12 protein-coding genes are annotated in these 14,651 nt (G+C 63.5%); 3 read left to right on the plus strand and 9 right to left on the minus strand.

The annotated features are described in order from the left end of the window. Positions 1–19: 19 nt before the first annotated feature. Together IVB54_RS27365 and IVB54_RS27370 are read left to right on the plus strand one after the other, a co-directional pair. On the plus strand, positions 20–961 hold the full coding sequence (locus tag IVB54_RS27365) for an ABC transporter permease (RefSeq protein ID WP_018457044.1): 942 nt from the start codon (positions 20–22) through the stop codon (positions 959–961). 4 nt (positions 962–965) lie between these two features. Further along, complete coding sequence (locus tag IVB54_RS27370) at positions 966–1,853, plus strand: ABC transporter permease (RefSeq protein ID WP_247363486.1); 888 nt, start codon at positions 966–968, stop codon at positions 1,851–1,853. Here the strand turns inward: IVB54_RS27370 and IVB54_RS27375 are convergent. From IVB54_RS27375 to IVB54_RS27415, 9 genes are all read right to left on the minus strand, one after another. Beyond that, positions 1,850–2,596, minus strand: a complete 747-nt coding sequence (locus IVB54_RS27375) for a hypothetical protein (protein WP_247363487.1) — start codon at positions 2,594–2,596, stop codon at positions 1,850–1,852. The genes IVB54_RS27370 and IVB54_RS27375 overlap by 4 nt on opposite strands. Before the next feature lie 9 nt (positions 2,597–2,605). Further along, on the minus strand, positions 2,606–3,856 hold the full coding sequence (locus tag IVB54_RS27380) for an adenylate/guanylate cyclase domain-containing protein (protein ID WP_018457047.1): 1,251 nt from the start codon (positions 3,854–3,856) through the stop codon (positions 2,606–2,608). After that, positions 3,853–4,242 (minus strand): response regulator, encoded by a 390-nt coding sequence (locus IVB54_RS27385; protein ID WP_018457048.1) that lies wholly within the window; start codon positions 4,240–4,242, stop codon positions 3,853–3,855. Before IVB54_RS27385 ends, IVB54_RS27380 begins: the two co-directional genes overlap by 4 nt. Then, on the minus strand, positions 4,239–6,836 hold the full coding sequence (locus tag IVB54_RS27390; protein WP_026233288.1) for an ATP-binding protein: 2,598 nt from the start codon (positions 6,834–6,836) through the stop codon (positions 4,239–4,241). Before IVB54_RS27390 ends, IVB54_RS27385 begins: the two co-directional genes overlap by 4 nt. Positions 6,837–6,977: 141 nt before the next feature. Then, positions 6,978–10,073 carry a MexW/MexI family multidrug efflux RND transporter permease subunit gene (locus tag IVB54_RS27395; RefSeq protein WP_026233289.1) on the minus strand — a complete coding sequence of 1,032 codons (3,096 nt, stop codon included), beginning with the start codon at positions 10,071–10,073 and terminating at the stop codon, positions 6,978–6,980. 76 nt (positions 10,074–10,149) lie between these two features. Continuing rightward, entirely contained in the window at positions 10,150–11,343 is a 1,194-nt protein-coding gene (locus IVB54_RS27400) for an efflux RND transporter periplasmic adaptor subunit (RefSeq protein ID WP_018457051.1), read from the minus strand. 1 nt (position 11,344) lies between these two features. Beyond that, positions 11,345–12,046, minus strand: coding sequence for a TetR/AcrR family transcriptional regulator (locus tag IVB54_RS27405; RefSeq protein ID WP_083926457.1), 702 nt, complete (start codon positions 12,044–12,046; stop codon positions 11,345–11,347). An 89-nt stretch (positions 12,047–12,135) separates the two neighbouring features. Next, a complete protein-coding gene (locus tag IVB54_RS27410; RefSeq protein ID WP_018457053.1) occupies positions 12,136–12,726 on the minus strand; it encodes a thiamine pyrophosphate-dependent enzyme in 591 nt (196 codons plus the stop codon). Further along, entirely contained in the window at positions 12,723–13,277 is a 555-nt protein-coding gene (locus tag IVB54_RS27415) for a sulfopyruvate decarboxylase (RefSeq protein WP_018457054.1), read from the minus strand. Before IVB54_RS27415 ends, IVB54_RS27410 begins: the two co-directional genes overlap by 4 nt. A 107-nt stretch (positions 13,278–13,384) precedes the next feature. On the opposite strand from IVB54_RS27415, the gene IVB54_RS27420 reads away from it, so the two are divergent. Further along, complete coding sequence (locus IVB54_RS27420) at positions 13,385–14,605, plus strand: cytochrome P450 (protein ID WP_018457055.1); 1,221 nt, start codon at positions 13,385–13,387, stop codon at positions 14,603–14,605. The last annotated feature ends 46 nt before the right edge of the window (positions 14,606–14,651 follow it).

Here is a 14,651-nt window from a genome sequence, read left to right on the forward strand (position 1 = left end):
CTGACACGCGGCCGGCGCCATGCTGAACTTCCTCGCCCGCCGCATCGCGCAGATCGTGCCGACACTGTTCTTCGTGTCGGTGCTGATCTTCTCGCTCCAGCAATTGTTGCCAGGTGATCCAGCGCTGGTGATGGCCGGTGAGGAGCGCGATCCCGCCGTGATCGAGCAGATCCGCCAGCAATACCGGCTCGATCAGCCGATCCCCGTGCAGTACGTTTATTGGCTCAAGGGCGTTCTATCAGGCAATTTCGGTGAATCGCTGCGCAACAAGATGCCGGTGCGCGAGCTGATCGCGCAGAAGCTGCCGGTGACGCTCCAGCTCGGCTCGATGGCAATGTTGATCGCGCTCTTGATCGGCATTCCCGCCGGCATCGTCTCCGCCGTGAAAAGGGGCACCGTCTGGGATTATGGTGCCAATTTGTTCGCGCTGTGGGGCATCTCGACGCCGAATTTCTGGCTCGGCATCATGCTGATCTTCCTGTTCTCGATCGAACTCGGCTGGCTGCCGGCGTCCGGCTACGTGCCGTTGACTGAGAACTGGCGCGCGAGCCTCGCCGCCACCATCATGCCGGCCTTCGTGCTCGGCAACGCAATTTCCGCGGTCCTAATGCGGCACACCCGGAGCGCCATGCTGCAGGTGCTGGAAAGCGACTATGTCCGCACCGCGCGCGCCAAGGGATTGTCCGAACGCTCGGTCATCCTCAAGCACGCCATGCGCAACGCACTCACGCCAATCATTACGCTCGGCGCGCTCGAGCTCGGCACGCTCTTGTCGGGCGCGGTTCTGACTGAGCAGATCTTCTCCATTCCGGGCTTCGGCAAACTGATCGTGGACGCCGTGTTCAACCGCGACTACGCGGTGGTACAGGGCGTCGTGCTGGTGACGGCGACGGTCTACATCACACTGAACCTGGTTGCCGATGTCGCCTACATCCTCGTCAATCCGCGGCTACGGGGCTAGACTCATGACTGATGCCGCCCTGCCCGCTGCTCCCATCGCGCAAGCTGACGAGCTGGACAGCCCGGCGCGTCGCGCCCGGCGGCGCCTGTTCAAACGCAAGGCCGCAGTGTTCGGACTTGTCATGATCAGTTTGTTCGTCGGCTTCGCGGCTCTCGCGCCGCTCGTCGTTCCCTACGATCCCATCGCGACGAGCTGGAGCCTGGTTCGCAAGCCGCCCACGGCGGCGCACTGGTTCGGCACCGACGAGCTCGGTCGCGACATCCTGAGCCGCGTCGTCTACGGCGCCCGCGCCTCGCTGCTCGCCGGCCTCACCTCGGTGGCGATCGCTCTGGGCGTCGGCGTTCCGCTCGGCCTGCTTGCCGGCTATCGCGGCGGCTTCGTCGATGCACTGATCAGCCGGATGACTGACGCGATGCTGGCCTGCCCATTCCTGATCCTGGCGATCGCACTCGCCGCATTCCTCGGTCCGAGCCTTGGCAACGCCATGATCGCGATCGGCATCTCGGCAACCCCGATTTTCATCCGCCTGACCCGCGGCCAGGTGCTGGTTGTCAAGGCTGAGGACTTTGTCGAGGCGGCGCGCGCGCTCGGCAATCCGCCGTGGCGGATCGCGTTCTCGCACATCCTGCCGAACATCCTGCCGGCACTGCTAGTGCAGGCGACGCTGTCGATTGCGGCCGCCATTATCGCCGAAGCCGCGCTGTCCTTCCTTGGCCTCGGCCAGCAGCCGCCGGCGCCATCCTGGGGCAGCATGCTCAACGCAGCGCAGCGCTTCCTGACCCAGGCGCCGTGGATGGCGATCTGGCCGGGGCTTGCGATCTTCCTCGTGGTGCTGTCGCTGAACCTGCTCGGCGACGGCCTGCGCGACGCGCTCGATCCACGCCAGCGCTAGATCACGACCTCGCGCATCACGCGGCGGCAATCCATCTCGTATTCGAGATCGACCACCGGCGGCCGGGCATAGTGCCAGGTCAGGCCGGACCGCAACGCCCCGCGGCGGACGAGTTCGTCGACCAGCGCGTGGTGGAAGTTGTGCACGGAATAGGCCTGCACGCCGGTCGTGTCCTTCCAGCCGAAGCCGAAGGCCGTCATCCTGTTCTCCATCTGGGACGTCGTCGTGAAGCGCACCTTCTCGCGAAGGCCTTCCGGGCTGAGGTCGCGGTAGCGCACGGTGCGCTCGACATAGGTCCCGCCGCCCTCGCGCGCCTCGGCGCCGCCGGAAATCACGAAGCTCGGCGTCTTCGAGCTTGTCGGCCGCGTGAAGGAGAACGCGTAGAACGACGGCTCGGCCGGTGGATCGATCTCTGGACAGACATTGCTGCGCGCCACCGGATTTGTGGTGCCGTCGAAGATGCCCCATTCGGACAACGTCTTCACATAGTGCAGGTTGAACGCGCGAAAACCTTCTTCGCTGAAGGCCGCGGGCGAGCGCAGTTCGCAAGCGCAGAAGGCCGTCAGCGGCCGCCCCGCCTCCTGGATATGCTTCGCGGCAAGCGCAAAGCCTTCTGCGAGCGGCACCAGCCGGTCGAAGCGGACGCGCTCGATCTCATAGCCATCGTCTGCGGCCGCACCGGCCGAATACTGGAATACGGACGGAATGAAACGGTAGTTGCCGGCGGAGAATTCACCAACCATGTCGGACTCCTATTCCAGTTGCATGCGAATGCCCTTGTCGCCGTTAAGCAGGCGCTTCAGGTGAAAGCCGGCCAGGGAATCGCCGGCATGCATGCCGACCAGCGCCGCGAAGGCAGGCATGGCGGCGGCATCACCGGCTTCCATCTTGGCAAAAGCTTCGGAATACAGCGCCGTTTCCGGCGCAGCGAATTGGGCCGGCGTCAGCGGCTCGAACGCGCGCAACGCTTCGCTGCGTCCGCGCAGCATCAGCTCCCCGACGGGACGACCTCGAAAATTCTCAGCCGCCTCGGCGATGCCGGCACTGACGCAAATCCGCGTGCCCAGATGCTTGTTCGCGGCTTCCAGTCGCGCCGCGATGTTGATGGAGTCGCCATACGCGGTGTAGTCGAAAAACCGGTTGCCGCCGAAATTTCCGACCAGTGCCGGCCCGGCGTGAATGCCGATGCGGGTGGTGCCGAAATTCACCCCTCTCGGCTTCCAGCGCGCGGAAAAATCCTCCGCCCAGGCGTCGAGCTCGTGCGCGCAGGCAACCGCACGCGTCGCATAATCGGGCTGATCTCCGGGCGCATTGAAGAGCACCTGGATTGCATCGCCGATGATCTTGGCAACCGTCCCCTCATGCGTGAAGACGATTTCGGTCATGCCGCCGACATATTCGTTGAGAAGCGCGCCCAGCGTCTCCGGCGGCGCACTCTCGACCAGCGAGGTGAAGCCCGTTATATCCGTGAAGATGGTCGCGATATCGCGCCACTGCACTTCGATTCCCTCGCTCTCACCGCCGGCCGCCAGACGCTTGGCGAGCTCGGGCGAGAAATGACGCGAGAGCGCGGCGTGAGCGCGCTCGGCTTCCGTCTGGCGGCGCCGCACCTCCCGCAGCATCTCGATATGGCGGATGGTCTTCTCGATCGTCATCTCCAGGTCGGCGAAATCGATCGGTTTGGTCAGAAAGTCGAACGCGCCGCGGTTCATCGCAGTGCGAATGTTGCTCATATCGCCATAGGCCGACAAGATGATGGTGGACTTCTTGTCGTCCGCTTCCTGGAGCTTCGCCAGCAGCGACAACCCATCCATCCTTGGCATGTTGATGTCGGAGACCACCATGTCGACATGCGGATTCTGCTCGAGCGATTGCAACGCCTCGACGCCGTCTCGCGCGAACATGATGGTCACCGACCCATCGCGAATCTGCTTGCGGAATTTTTGCAGGACCAACGCCTCGAGATCCGGCTCGTCGTCGACGAAGAGGATGGTCGCGGTCATGCGGCTTTCTCGAGCCTTGTGTCGATTTCCTGCCGCAGCAGCGCGAAATCGATCGGCTTGGTGAGGAGTGCGACCGCGCCGCGCTCGATCGCCTTCCGGCGCGTCTCGGCGTCGCCATAGGCGGTGATCATGATGACGGGAACGTCCGGATGCGCAAGACGCACCTTCGGCAGCATGTCGAGCCCGCTCATGCCGGGCATGTTGATGTCGGACAAAATCAGGATCAACGAGGGATCGCGCACCTCGGCGGCGAGCTTCAGCGCATCGGGTGCCGACGACGCGAATTCCATCTGGAAGCGGCCGGCGCGCAAATCGCGCCGAAACTGCTGCCGGAACAGCGCCTCGACGTCGGGCTCGTCATCGACGACCAGGATGTAAACGTTCAAGTCTTGCCTCCGGAAGTGCCGTCCGCCGCCATTACGCGCGGCAGGGTGATGATGAATTCGGTGAATACGCCTGGTGCGGTGTTCACGTCGATCGTGCCGCCGTGCTGTTTCACCACGATGTCATGGCTCATGGAAAGGCCGAGCCCGGTGCCCTCGCCAGCCGGCTTGGTGGTGAAGAAGGGATTGAACATCTTCTCCTTCACCTCGGACGGGATCCCGGTGCCGTTGTCGCGAATGCGGATTTCGACCCTGTCGCCGAGCGTTCTGGTTGCTGCGCGCAGGGTGGGCTCGAAGGCGTCTGCGGCGCTCTCCTTGCGCTGGGCAGTGGCGTAGAAGCCATTCGAGATCAGATTGAGGACGACTCGCGTAATTTCCTGCGGATAGATATCGACCATGCCTGCGGCGGGGTCGAAGCCGCGCTCTATCGTGACGTTGAAGCCAGGCTTCTCGGCTCGCGCGCCGTGATAGGCGAGGTTGAGGCTTTCCTCGACGATGGCATTGATGTCCGCCGGACGGCGCTCTCCGGAGCCCTCGCGCGAATGCAGGAGCATGTTCCTGACGATGGAATCGGCGCGCTTGCCGTGCTGCACCACCTTTTCGAGGTTGCTCCTGAGCATGCCAGTCAGCTCGTCGACCTCCGCCTTCGTCTTGCCGTCGAGCGAGGCCGCCTGCAGCGCCTCGTTGAGCTCGTCGATCAACTCGGTCGACACCGCCGAGAAATTGTTGACGAAATTGAGTGGGTTCTTGATCTCGTGCGCGATTCCCGCCGTGAGCTGGCCGAGCGACGCGAGCTTCTCGGTCTGGACCAGGCGGTCCTGCGCGGTGCGAAGATCGTCGAGGGATTGCGACAGCTCCGTCGTGCGCTTGCGCAATTCGTTCAGCAGTCGCGTATTCTCGATGGCGATGACGGCTTGCTTCGTGAAGTTCTCAACCAACGCGATTTGCTTGTCGGTGAACGGCCGGACCTCCTTGCGATAAACCGCGACGGTTCCGATCAGCTCGCTTTCCCTCATCATGGGCACGATTACGATCGTACGGGCGCCGGCGACGTCTGAGATTCCACGAATGGTCGGACCTCCGGCAAGATAGGCCGGAGTTTGTTGCACATCGTGAACGTGGACGACTTGACGTGTTCTGACGACCACGGCAAGCGCGCTCTCCGGATGGGGACGGATCGCCATATCTTTCCGCGAAGCCGCGAACGCAGGCGGCACATTGTAGTCCGCAGCAATTGTGAAATTCTCTCCATCCCACAAATTCATGACGCCGAAACTCGCGCCACAGACTCGTGTGGCATTCTCGAGCATCTTGTGGAACACCGGTGCGAGTTCGCCCGGAGACGAACTGATGACCTGCAACACTTCCGACGTCGCCGTCTGCTGCTCGAGCGACTCGGTCAACTCGGCGGTTCTCACCTCGACCTTCTTCTCCAGGTCCGCATAGGATTCCTGCAGGCGCTCGCCCATGTCATTGAACTGGTCCGCGAGCCCCTCCAGTTCGTCTCCGGTTCGGATCGAGATGCGCTGGGAGAAATCGCCACTGCCGATGCGCTCGGCACCGCTGCGCAGCGCCTGGATCGGCCCGACCATGCGGCGCGCGAGGAATATCCCGGCAAGCACCGCGAAGATCGACGCCGCGAGCAGCACGAATGCAAGCCGTTCCAACGCGGCATAGAGCGTCGCATAGGCCTCCTCGACCGGGAGCTCGACGAACATGGTCCAGTGCAGCGGCGCGATCGGGGCCGACGCGGTCAGCACCGTCTGTCCCTGGAGATTGCGCGCTTCGGAAAGCGGGTCGAACGCGGCGCTGCCTCCGGCAAGCGCGGCGCGCACCTGGGTGAGACCAGACATGTCGGTGTTGCGCAGGACCAGGCTGATATCGGGGTGCGCGATCAGGCGTCCCTCCGGACCCACCACGTAGGCGTGTCCGTGCTCGCCGACCTTGATCTGGGACACGACGTCCCAGATCAGCTTGAGATTGACCTCCGCGATACTGACGCCGGCATCCTTGCGCGACCCAGCCTGCGCCAGGGTCATATACGGCTCGGACTCCCTGCGGAAATAGACCGGACCGTAATAGACCTTGTGCGCGACCGCCTCGGTAAACTTCGGATCCTCCGACAGGTCGATCCCGCTGTCGGTCGCGTCCATGGCAAGCCGCGAGACCCGCAGCCGCTCCTTGCCGGTCGCATCGACCTGCGCGAGCTCGGTGACCGCAGGGACCTGGCGCAGCAGCCGCAGCGCATCGAAGCGGCGCTGCTCGAGCGAGCCCGCCGACCAGGGCAGCTGCGTGGTCCAGCCGAGCTGGCTCTCGATCTCCTTGACGAACTGACCGATCTTGGCAGCGGCCGCCTCGGCCTGTTCATGCTGAACCCGGATCAGCGCGGCCTTGTGCTCGCGATAATAAAAGACGACCTCGAACAGGCCGTTGGCCAGCAGCGCGATCGCGACGACGGCCACGAACAACGCGACATATTTGGTGAACAGCCGCGTCCTGATCCCCTGCCCCGGCATCGTACCGGACGCGACGCCATCCCCCGCGGCGCTCGGCAGCGTCCGTGCTTGCGGGGTGTCGGGATGGAGGGGAAGGCTCATCCCGCTGAACCTAGCAAGAAGACCGGACCTTGTCTCTCGCGAGCGCGGGAAAGCCTGATGGCAGCCGGGCCCCCGAGGCAAATAGAAAAGGGCGGCAGCGGATTGGCCGCTGCCGCCCTCGGGTTCGCTTTATCGGCGGCCTCAGGTCGGCCGCAGCGCCTTGGCGTTGAGGTCGAGGTCGTTGACCTGCTTGTTCCGCTCGGAATCGGCCGCCGCGCGATGGTCGGTCGCCAGCACCACGTAGACCGCCGGCAACACGAACAGCGTGAACAACGTGCCGATCGACATGCCGGCCACGACCACCAGACCGATCGAGAAGCGGCTGGCGGCCCCTGCGCCGGTCGCGGTCAGGAGCGGGATCAGGCCCGTCACCATCGCGGCCGTGGTCATGAGGATCGGCCGCAGACGAATACGGGCCGACATTTCGATGGCGGAGCGGCGATCGAGCCGCTCGTTGATCTGGAGCTCGTTGGCGAACTCCACCATCAGGATGCCGTGCTTGGTGATCAGGCCCACCAAGGTCAGCAGGCCGACCTGGGTGTAGATGTTCATGGTCGCCACGCCGAAGAACAGCGGGATCAGTGCGCCAACGATCGCCATTGGCACCGAGATCATGATGACCAGCGGATCGCGCAAGCTCTCGAACTGCGCCGCCAGTACCAGGAAGATGATGATCAGCGCGAAGCCGAAGGTGATCGCGAGCTGGTTGCCTTCCTGCACATACTGTCTGCTGTCAGCCAGATAAGCATGGCTGAAGCCTTGCGGCAGGTTTTTGGCCTCGCTCTCGAGGAAGTCGACCGCCGCACCGACGGTCACGCCGGGCATCGGCACGGCCGAGAAGGTCGCTGAATTGAGCTGATTGTAATGTGTCAGCGAATTCGGCTCGGTCTTGGTCTCGATCGACACAACCGTCGAGAGCGGAAGCTGCTGGCCGGTATTGGTGGTCACGTAGTAGCCGGCGAGCGATTCCGGCGAGAGCCGCTGGCCGCGCGGCACCTGCGGGATAACTTGATAGGAACGGCCCTCGAGGTTGAAGCGGTTGATGTAGTTGCCGCCGAGCAGCACCGCGAGCGTGCTGCCGAGGTTCTGCATGTTGACGCCGAGATCCTGCGCCTTGGTGCGGTTGATCGTCACCTTCACGTTCGGCTGGTTGTAGGCAAGATCACTGTCGGAGACGATGAACATTCCGCTCTTGCGGGCGGCGGCCTTCAGCTTCTCCATCTGTTCGTAGACAGTCTGGAAGCTGGCGGTGGAGTTGATCACCATCTGCACCGGGAGGCCGCCCGGACCGCCCGGCAGCGGCGGCAGGTTGAAAGCGAACGCCTGCACGCCCTCGATCTTGGAAAGCTCGGCTTGCACCAGCGACTTCAGCTGGATCGACGAGCGCTTGCGCTCCTCCCAGGGCTTGAGCAGCATGCCGGCGATACCGCCCTGCGGGCCGTTGATGCCGTTCAGCACGAAGCGCAGATCGGTCTCGGGGAATTTCTGGAATTCCTTGTCGAGCTTCTCGCCGTAAAAATCGACATAGTCGATATTGGCGTATTTCGGCGCCTTGGTCACCGCGAACACGATACCCTGGTCTTCCTCAGGCGCCAGCTCCTTCGACGTGTGCATGTAAAGGAAGCCGACGAGCCCGAGGATGGTCACCGCAAACAGGCCGGTGATGGCCTTGTAGTCGAGCGAGCGGTCGAGCCTGCGCCCGTACCACCGCGTCAGCGCGCCAAACACCTTGTTGACGAACTTGGCGAAGCGCCCCTCTTCCGTGTTCTTCAGCAGCACCGAGCACATCATCGGTGAGAGCGTCAGCGCGATCACGCCGGACACGATCACCGAGCCCGCAAGTGTGAAGGCGAATTCGCGGAACAGCGAGCCGGTCAGACCGCCGAGGAAACCGATCGGAGCGTACACGGCTGCGAGCGTGATGGTCATCGAGACGACGGGACCCACGATTTCGCGCGCGCCTTCCAGCGACGCCTGGACCGGCGTTTTCCCTTCCTCCAGATGACGATGGATGTTTTCCACCACGACGATGGCGTCGTCGACCACGAGGCCGATCGCCAGCACCATCGCGAGCAGGGTCAACAGGTTGAAGCTGAAGCCCAGCGCCAGCATCAGCGTGCAGACGCCGATCATCGACAACGGGATGGTGACAACGGGAATGATGACCGAACGGAACGACGCCAGGAACAGGAAGATCACCACGATCACGATGATCACGGCTTCACCCAGTGTCTTCTCGACCTCGTCGATCGAGGATTGGATGAACTTGGTCGAATCGTAGGCGACCTTCATCTTCATCGACGGTGGCAGATTGCGCTCCAGCTCGGGGAATAGCGCCCGCACGCCCTTGACCAGCGTCAGCGGGTTGCCCTGCGGCGTTGCCTGCACACCGATGAAGATGGCGTGCTCGCCGTTGAAGGCGACGCTCGCGTCCGTGCTTTGGGCCGCAAGTTCGACGGTGGCGATGTCCTCCATCCGCACGAAGCCGCCGTCCTTGGCCTTGACGATCATCTTCTTGAACTGGTTGACGTCGGTCAGGCCCGTATTGGTCGATACGTTCGAGACGATGAGATAACCCTTGGTCTGCCCCGCCGCTGACTGGAAGTTGTTGGCGGTGATCGCGGTCGCGACATCCGCAGGCGACACGTTGCGGCCGGCCATCTTGAGAGGATCAAGCCACAGCCGCATCGCAAAGGTCTGGCCGCCGAGAATGTCGGCGGAGGCGACGCCGTCGACGGTCGACAGCACCGGTTGCACAACGCGCGTCAGGTAGTCGGAGATCGCCGAGCCCGACAGCTCTTCGGACGAGAATCCGAGATACATCACGGCCGTGGTCTGGCCCGTGGTCTTGGTGACGATGGGATCGTTGGATTCCTTCGGAATCAGGTATTTGACCGAGTTCGTCTTGGCCAGAACTTCGGTCAGCGCCTGGTTCGGATCGAAGTTCAGCTTGATGTAGACCTGGATCGTCGAGGTGCCGAGCACCGAGGACGAGGTGATGTAATCAACACCTTCGGCGGAGGCGACCGCCTGCTCGATCGGCGTGGTGATGAAGCCCTGGATCAGGTCCGCGGACGCGCCCGGATAGACGGTCGTGATGTTGATGACCGTGTTCGACAGCTTCGGATATTGCCGGATCGGCAGCGTCGTCGCCGCGCGCAGGCCGATCAGCAGGATCAGCAGGCTGACGACGACCGACAGGACCGGGCGTTTGATGAAAATATCAGTAAAGCGCATCGCGGCGATCTCGATTTCTTTGACTTGCAAAGCGCATGACCCGGCCGTGCCGGATCATGCTGCAACGTGTACGATGTCAGTAGCGCGGCGGCTGCGCCGGGATCTGCGGAGCCGGGTCGGTCGAAATCGACACCGCCGCGCCCGATTGCAGCTTGAGCTGGCCGACGGCGACGACCTTGTCGCCCGGCTTCACGCCCTTGACGATTTCGACGCGGCCTTCGACCCGGTTGCCGGTCTGCACGAAAGTGCGCACCGCGCTCAGGCTGGTCTTGCCGTCGGCTTCCTTCTTCTCGGTGATCACGAACACCGAGTCGCCGTACAGCGTGTAGTCGACCGCCGTCTCCGGCACGGTGACTACGGCCGGCTTGTCCGGCAGCACCACCGTGGTGGTCACGAACATGCCGGGCTTCAGGATCTTCTCCGGATTAGCGATGGTCGCCTGCACGCGGATGTTACGGGTGTCGGTCGAGATCTGCGGCTCGATCGTGGTGATCTTGGCGTCGAAGGTGCGGCCGGGATAGGCGTCGACCTTCAGCCGGACCGGTTGACCGACCTTGAGGCTGCCCGAGTCCTTTTCCGTCACCGTGAAATTGGCCCACAGCTCCGACAGATCCGTCAGCGAAACGATGGCCGTGCCGGCGGTCAGATACTGGCCGACCTCGACCTTGCGGACGCCGAGATCGCCGGAGAACGGCGCGCGGACCAGCTTCTGCGAGATCAACGCTTCGGTCTTGGCGATACCCGCCTGCGCCTGATCGTACGCGGCCTGCGCGGTGTCGACGGTTGCCTGCGGCCCGAACTGGCGCGACGCCAGTTGCTTGGCGCGATCGAGCGACAGCTGTGCGACGGTGGCCTGCGCCTTGTAATTGGCGAGGTCGCCCTGCTCCGGCGCGTCGAACATCTGCACGAGCGGTGTGCCGGCCTCGACATGCGTGCCCGGCTCGAACTTGATCTCGGTGACACGGCCGTTGACGTCGGCGCTGACGTCGACCTGGTGCACGGCGGCGAGACCACCGACGGCGGTCAACAGGTTCGGCACCACCTCGGACTTCGCCTCGGCGGCGCTGACCGCGACCGGCGGCGGCTTGTTGTTGGCGAAGAACTGCTTGATCATCTGGCCGCGGAAATAATTGAACCAGACGAGGCCACCGACGAGCACGGCCAGAAGCGTGCCGACGACGATGAACCAGAGCACCGGCCGGACCGGACGCTTGGGAGCCTTGTTGTCGATCGGTTCGCCCGAAATCTTGTGTTCGGTCACGATGTTCATGTCATGCACTTTCTGCAATCGCCGTCTTGCCCGCACAACCGGCCTGATCGCGGCCCAAATGCGAAACAATTGCGGCGTCGTTAAGTCCGATACCCCTCAGGAGAAACTCACAGAGCTGCCGCTCGAGGTCGTTCGCCTTGCCGTAAGCGAGACACGGCGTGGCCGGCAGCCTGGTCAGCGCAGCCGTCATCACGGTGTGATGCGCAAACCAGAACAGGTTGAGCGGTTCGCCGTTGTATGGCCGCGCGTCCCCCGCGGCAACCGCACGCTCGAGCGAGGCGACGAAGGCCGCCCCGATCAGCGCCTCGATCTTGGCATATAGCAACCGGGCAAATTCGCCATCCTCCAAATGACTCGTGGTCATCAGTCGCAGGCGCTGGGCCTCTTCCTGGTCAGGGCCATCGGCGATGTGCATGAAATGCCCGACCATGCCGCGGATCACTTCGACCAACGTAGCGGTCGACGGCTCACGTTCGAGCAGCTCCATGAGCGCCGGGTCCGCCTCGCATTCATCGCTGAGAATTTCGGCGTAAAGCGCGGCCTTGGACGGGAAATGCTTGAACAGTAGCGCTTCGGAAATGGCAGCGGCGGCCGCCACGCTCTTGGTCGTGGTGCCGGTATAGCCGTGTCGGGCAAAGCAACGCTTTGCGGCGCCGAGGATCAATTGACGCCTCAGGTCGCTCGTCATACGCAATGAGCTCATGCTAGTGAGTAAGCACTCACCCACGCAAAAGTCAAGCCGAATGGTGCGATGCAACCTACAAGAATCGTCTCTTAGAGGTATCCCAAGTTCTAAATCGGGCGGAAGCCGAGGTCGCCGCGGATCCGGTTGAGAATGTAAGTCCCATCCCGGCTGGGCAAAATCCGCTCCAGATTGGCGCTGTCGATCTTCACATTGGCAAAGCGCGGCCCGACCGTGACGTCGTGGACGGCTTTGGCGAAGGCCTCCACCTCGGCCATGGTCGTCACAGACCGGCTATCCCCGATGCCGCAGGCCCGGGCGACGCCGACCAGGTCGGCGGCCGCGGCCGTGTGGCTGGTCTGACCGCCGGTCTCACCATAGGCCTCGTTGTCGAGCACCGCGATCGAGAGATTGGACGGCTTTTGCAGACCGATAGTGGCAAGGCTGCCCATGCCCATCAGCATCTCGCCGTCGCCGGTGATGACCAGCACCGGCAATTTTGGCTGCGCCAGAGCGAGGCCCAACCCGATCATCGCCGCCCCGCCCATGCCGCCCCAGAGGTAGAAATTGCGCGCATGATCGCCGGCCGCGCACATGTCGTTGGTGGAGGCGCCGAGGCCGCCGATCGCAACCACGTCCTTGCGGTCCGCGAGAAGCGTGGACACCACCTGACGGCGGTCGAGGAGATTGGCCTTGCTCATTTGGTGAAAACCTTGGCGCCGATCAGGCGCTGCGACAGCAGGACGGCGGTGGGTGTGAGCGCGTTATAGGCCTGCGCGGCCGCCGCCTCTAACACGGCCGGCACCTCGGCTGCGTTAGACGCCCGCAGCACCTTGACACCCGAGAGCTCGAACACGCCCTGCGTGGTCGATCCCATCGGCACCTGCCATGGATTGAACTCGCCCCACTCGCCACGCATCGTCACCAGCGTGAGGAAGGGAAAGCGCAGGATCGGGATCAGCGAGAGCATGTTAATGCAATTGCCGACCCCGCTCGACTGCATCAACAGCACGCCGCGCTGGCCCCCCGTCCAGGCGCCGGCGAGAAGCGCCACGCCCTCCTCCTCCGTCGTGAGCGGAATGCCGCGCATCGTGGACGATGCCAGCACGCGCTGGATCAGCTTTGAATGGCCGGCGTCGGGCACGTAGGGCACCTGCCGAACGTCGAAGCGTTGCAAGGTCGCGAAAATATCGTCGGGCCAATGAGTGCTGGACTCGGCGGCCGTGTCGGCAGCGTCAGCGCGGGCGTGCATTTTCCTGTCCGGTCGGCTTGCAAATCGCGGCTCGACTGTAGACGGTGAACCGAGCCGCTCAAAAGAGCGAATACAGCATATCGGACTCAACCGGCGAGTATGGCGGCATGAACGCAAGTGCGAATGAACTGGCGGCCAGTTTCGATCTGGAACAGCTGACGGCGGAATTCTACCACAATCCCTACCCGACCTATCGTGCACTGCGGGAGAACGAGCCGGTCAAGCGCCTGCGCAACGGCACCGTGTTCCTGACCCGCTATGACGACCTCGTTACGACCTACAAGAACACAAAATCGTTCAGCTCGGACAAGAAGCGCGAGTTCGCGCCGAAATACGGCGACACCCCGCTCTACGAGCACCACACCACGAGCCTCGTCTTCAACGATCCGCCGGCGCATACCCGCGTGCGGCGTCTGATCATGGGCGCGCTGTCGCCGCGCGCGATCGCGGGGATGGAGCCTGACATCATCAAGCTGGTCGACGGCTTGCTTGACGCCATTGCCGCCAAAGGTGATTGCGAGCTGATCGAGGACTTCGCCGCCTCGATCCCGATCGAGGTGATCGGCAATCTGCTTGACGTGCCCCATGACGAGCGCGCGCCGCTGCGCGACTGGTCGCTGGCGATCCTGGGCGCCCTCGAACCGGTGGTGTCGCCTGAAGTGGCTGCCCGCGGCAACAAGGCGGTGACGGACTTCCTCGCCTACCTCCGAACGCTGGTCGCGCGCCGGCGCGAAAGGCCCGGCACCCCCGAGCGCGACGTGCTGACGCGCCTGATACAGGGTGAAGACAACGGCGAGCGGCTGACCGAGAAGGAGCTGCTGCACAACTGCATCTTCCTGCTCAATGCCGGCCACGAGACCACCACCAACCTGATCGGCAACGGCCTCGTGGCGCTCGACCGGAACCCGGATCAGAAGCGGCGGCTGATCGACAATCCTGAGCTGATCAAGACTGCGGTCGAAGAGATGCTGCGCTACGAGAGCTCGAACCAGCTCGGCAACCGCATGACCACGGAGCGGGTCGAACTCGGCGGCGTCATGCTCGAAGCCGGCACATCCATCACGCTCTGTATCGGCGCTGCCAACCGTGACCCCGCACAGTTTCCGGACCCGGAGAGATTCGACATCGCGCGCACGCCGAACCGGCATCTCGCCTTCGCCACCGGCGCGCATCAATGCGCCGGCATGGCGCTGGCACGATTGGAAGGCGCCATCGCGGTCTCGCGCTTCTTGGCGCGCTTCCCGAACTATGCCGTGAGCGGACAGCCGGTCAGGGGCGGACGGGTGCGGTTCCGCGGCTTTTTGAGCGTGCCCTGCGCGATCGGCTGAGGCATCAAAACAAAAAATCGCGAAAACAACCCCATGCACAGTAGAA

The sequence above is a fragment of the Bradyrhizobium sp. CW1 genome (assembly GCF_023100665.1).
Classification (GTDB): domain Bacteria; phylum Pseudomonadota; class Alphaproteobacteria; order Rhizobiales; family Xanthobacteraceae; genus Bradyrhizobium; species Bradyrhizobium canariense_D.

Excerpts from the sequence above, each read along its gene's own strand:
- IVB54_RS27405 (WP_083926457.1), bottom strand. The coding sequence starts at position 12,046 with ATGAGCTCATTGCGTATGACGAGCGACCTGAGGCGTCAATTGATCCTC.
- IVB54_RS27380 (WP_018457047.1), bottom strand. The coding sequence starts at position 3,856 with ATGACCGCGACCATCCTCTTCGTCGACGACGAGCCGGATCTCGAGGCG.
- IVB54_RS27375 (WP_247363487.1), bottom strand. The coding sequence starts at position 2,596 with ATGGTTGGTGAATTCTCCGCCGGCAACTACCGTTTCATTCCGTCCGTA.
- IVB54_RS27390 (WP_026233288.1), bottom strand. The coding sequence starts at position 6,836 with ATGAGCCTTCCCCTCCATCCCGACACCCCGCAAGCACGGACGCTGCCG.
- IVB54_RS27365 (WP_018457044.1), top strand. The coding sequence starts at position 20 with ATGCTGAACTTCCTCGCCCGCCGCATCGCGCAGATCGTGCCGACACTG.
- IVB54_RS27370 (WP_247363486.1), top strand. The coding sequence starts at position 966 with ATGACTGATGCCGCCCTGCCCGCTGCTCCCATCGCGCAAGCTGACGAG.
- IVB54_RS27410 (WP_018457053.1), bottom strand. The coding sequence starts at position 12,726 with ATGAGCAAGGCCAATCTCCTCGACCGCCGTCAGGTGGTGTCCACGCTT.
- IVB54_RS27415 (WP_018457054.1), bottom strand. The coding sequence starts at position 13,277 with ATGCACGCCCGCGCTGACGCTGCCGACACGGCCGCCGAGTCCAGCACT.
- IVB54_RS27395 (WP_026233289.1), bottom strand. The coding sequence starts at position 10,073 with ATGCGCTTTACTGATATTTTCATCAAACGCCCGGTCCTGTCGGTCGTC.
- IVB54_RS27420 (WP_018457055.1), top strand. The coding sequence starts at position 13,385 with ATGAACGCAAGTGCGAATGAACTGGCGGCCAGTTTCGATCTGGAACAG.
- IVB54_RS27400 (WP_018457051.1), bottom strand. The coding sequence starts at position 11,343 with ATGAACATCGTGACCGAACACAAGATTTCGGGCGAACCGATCGACAAC.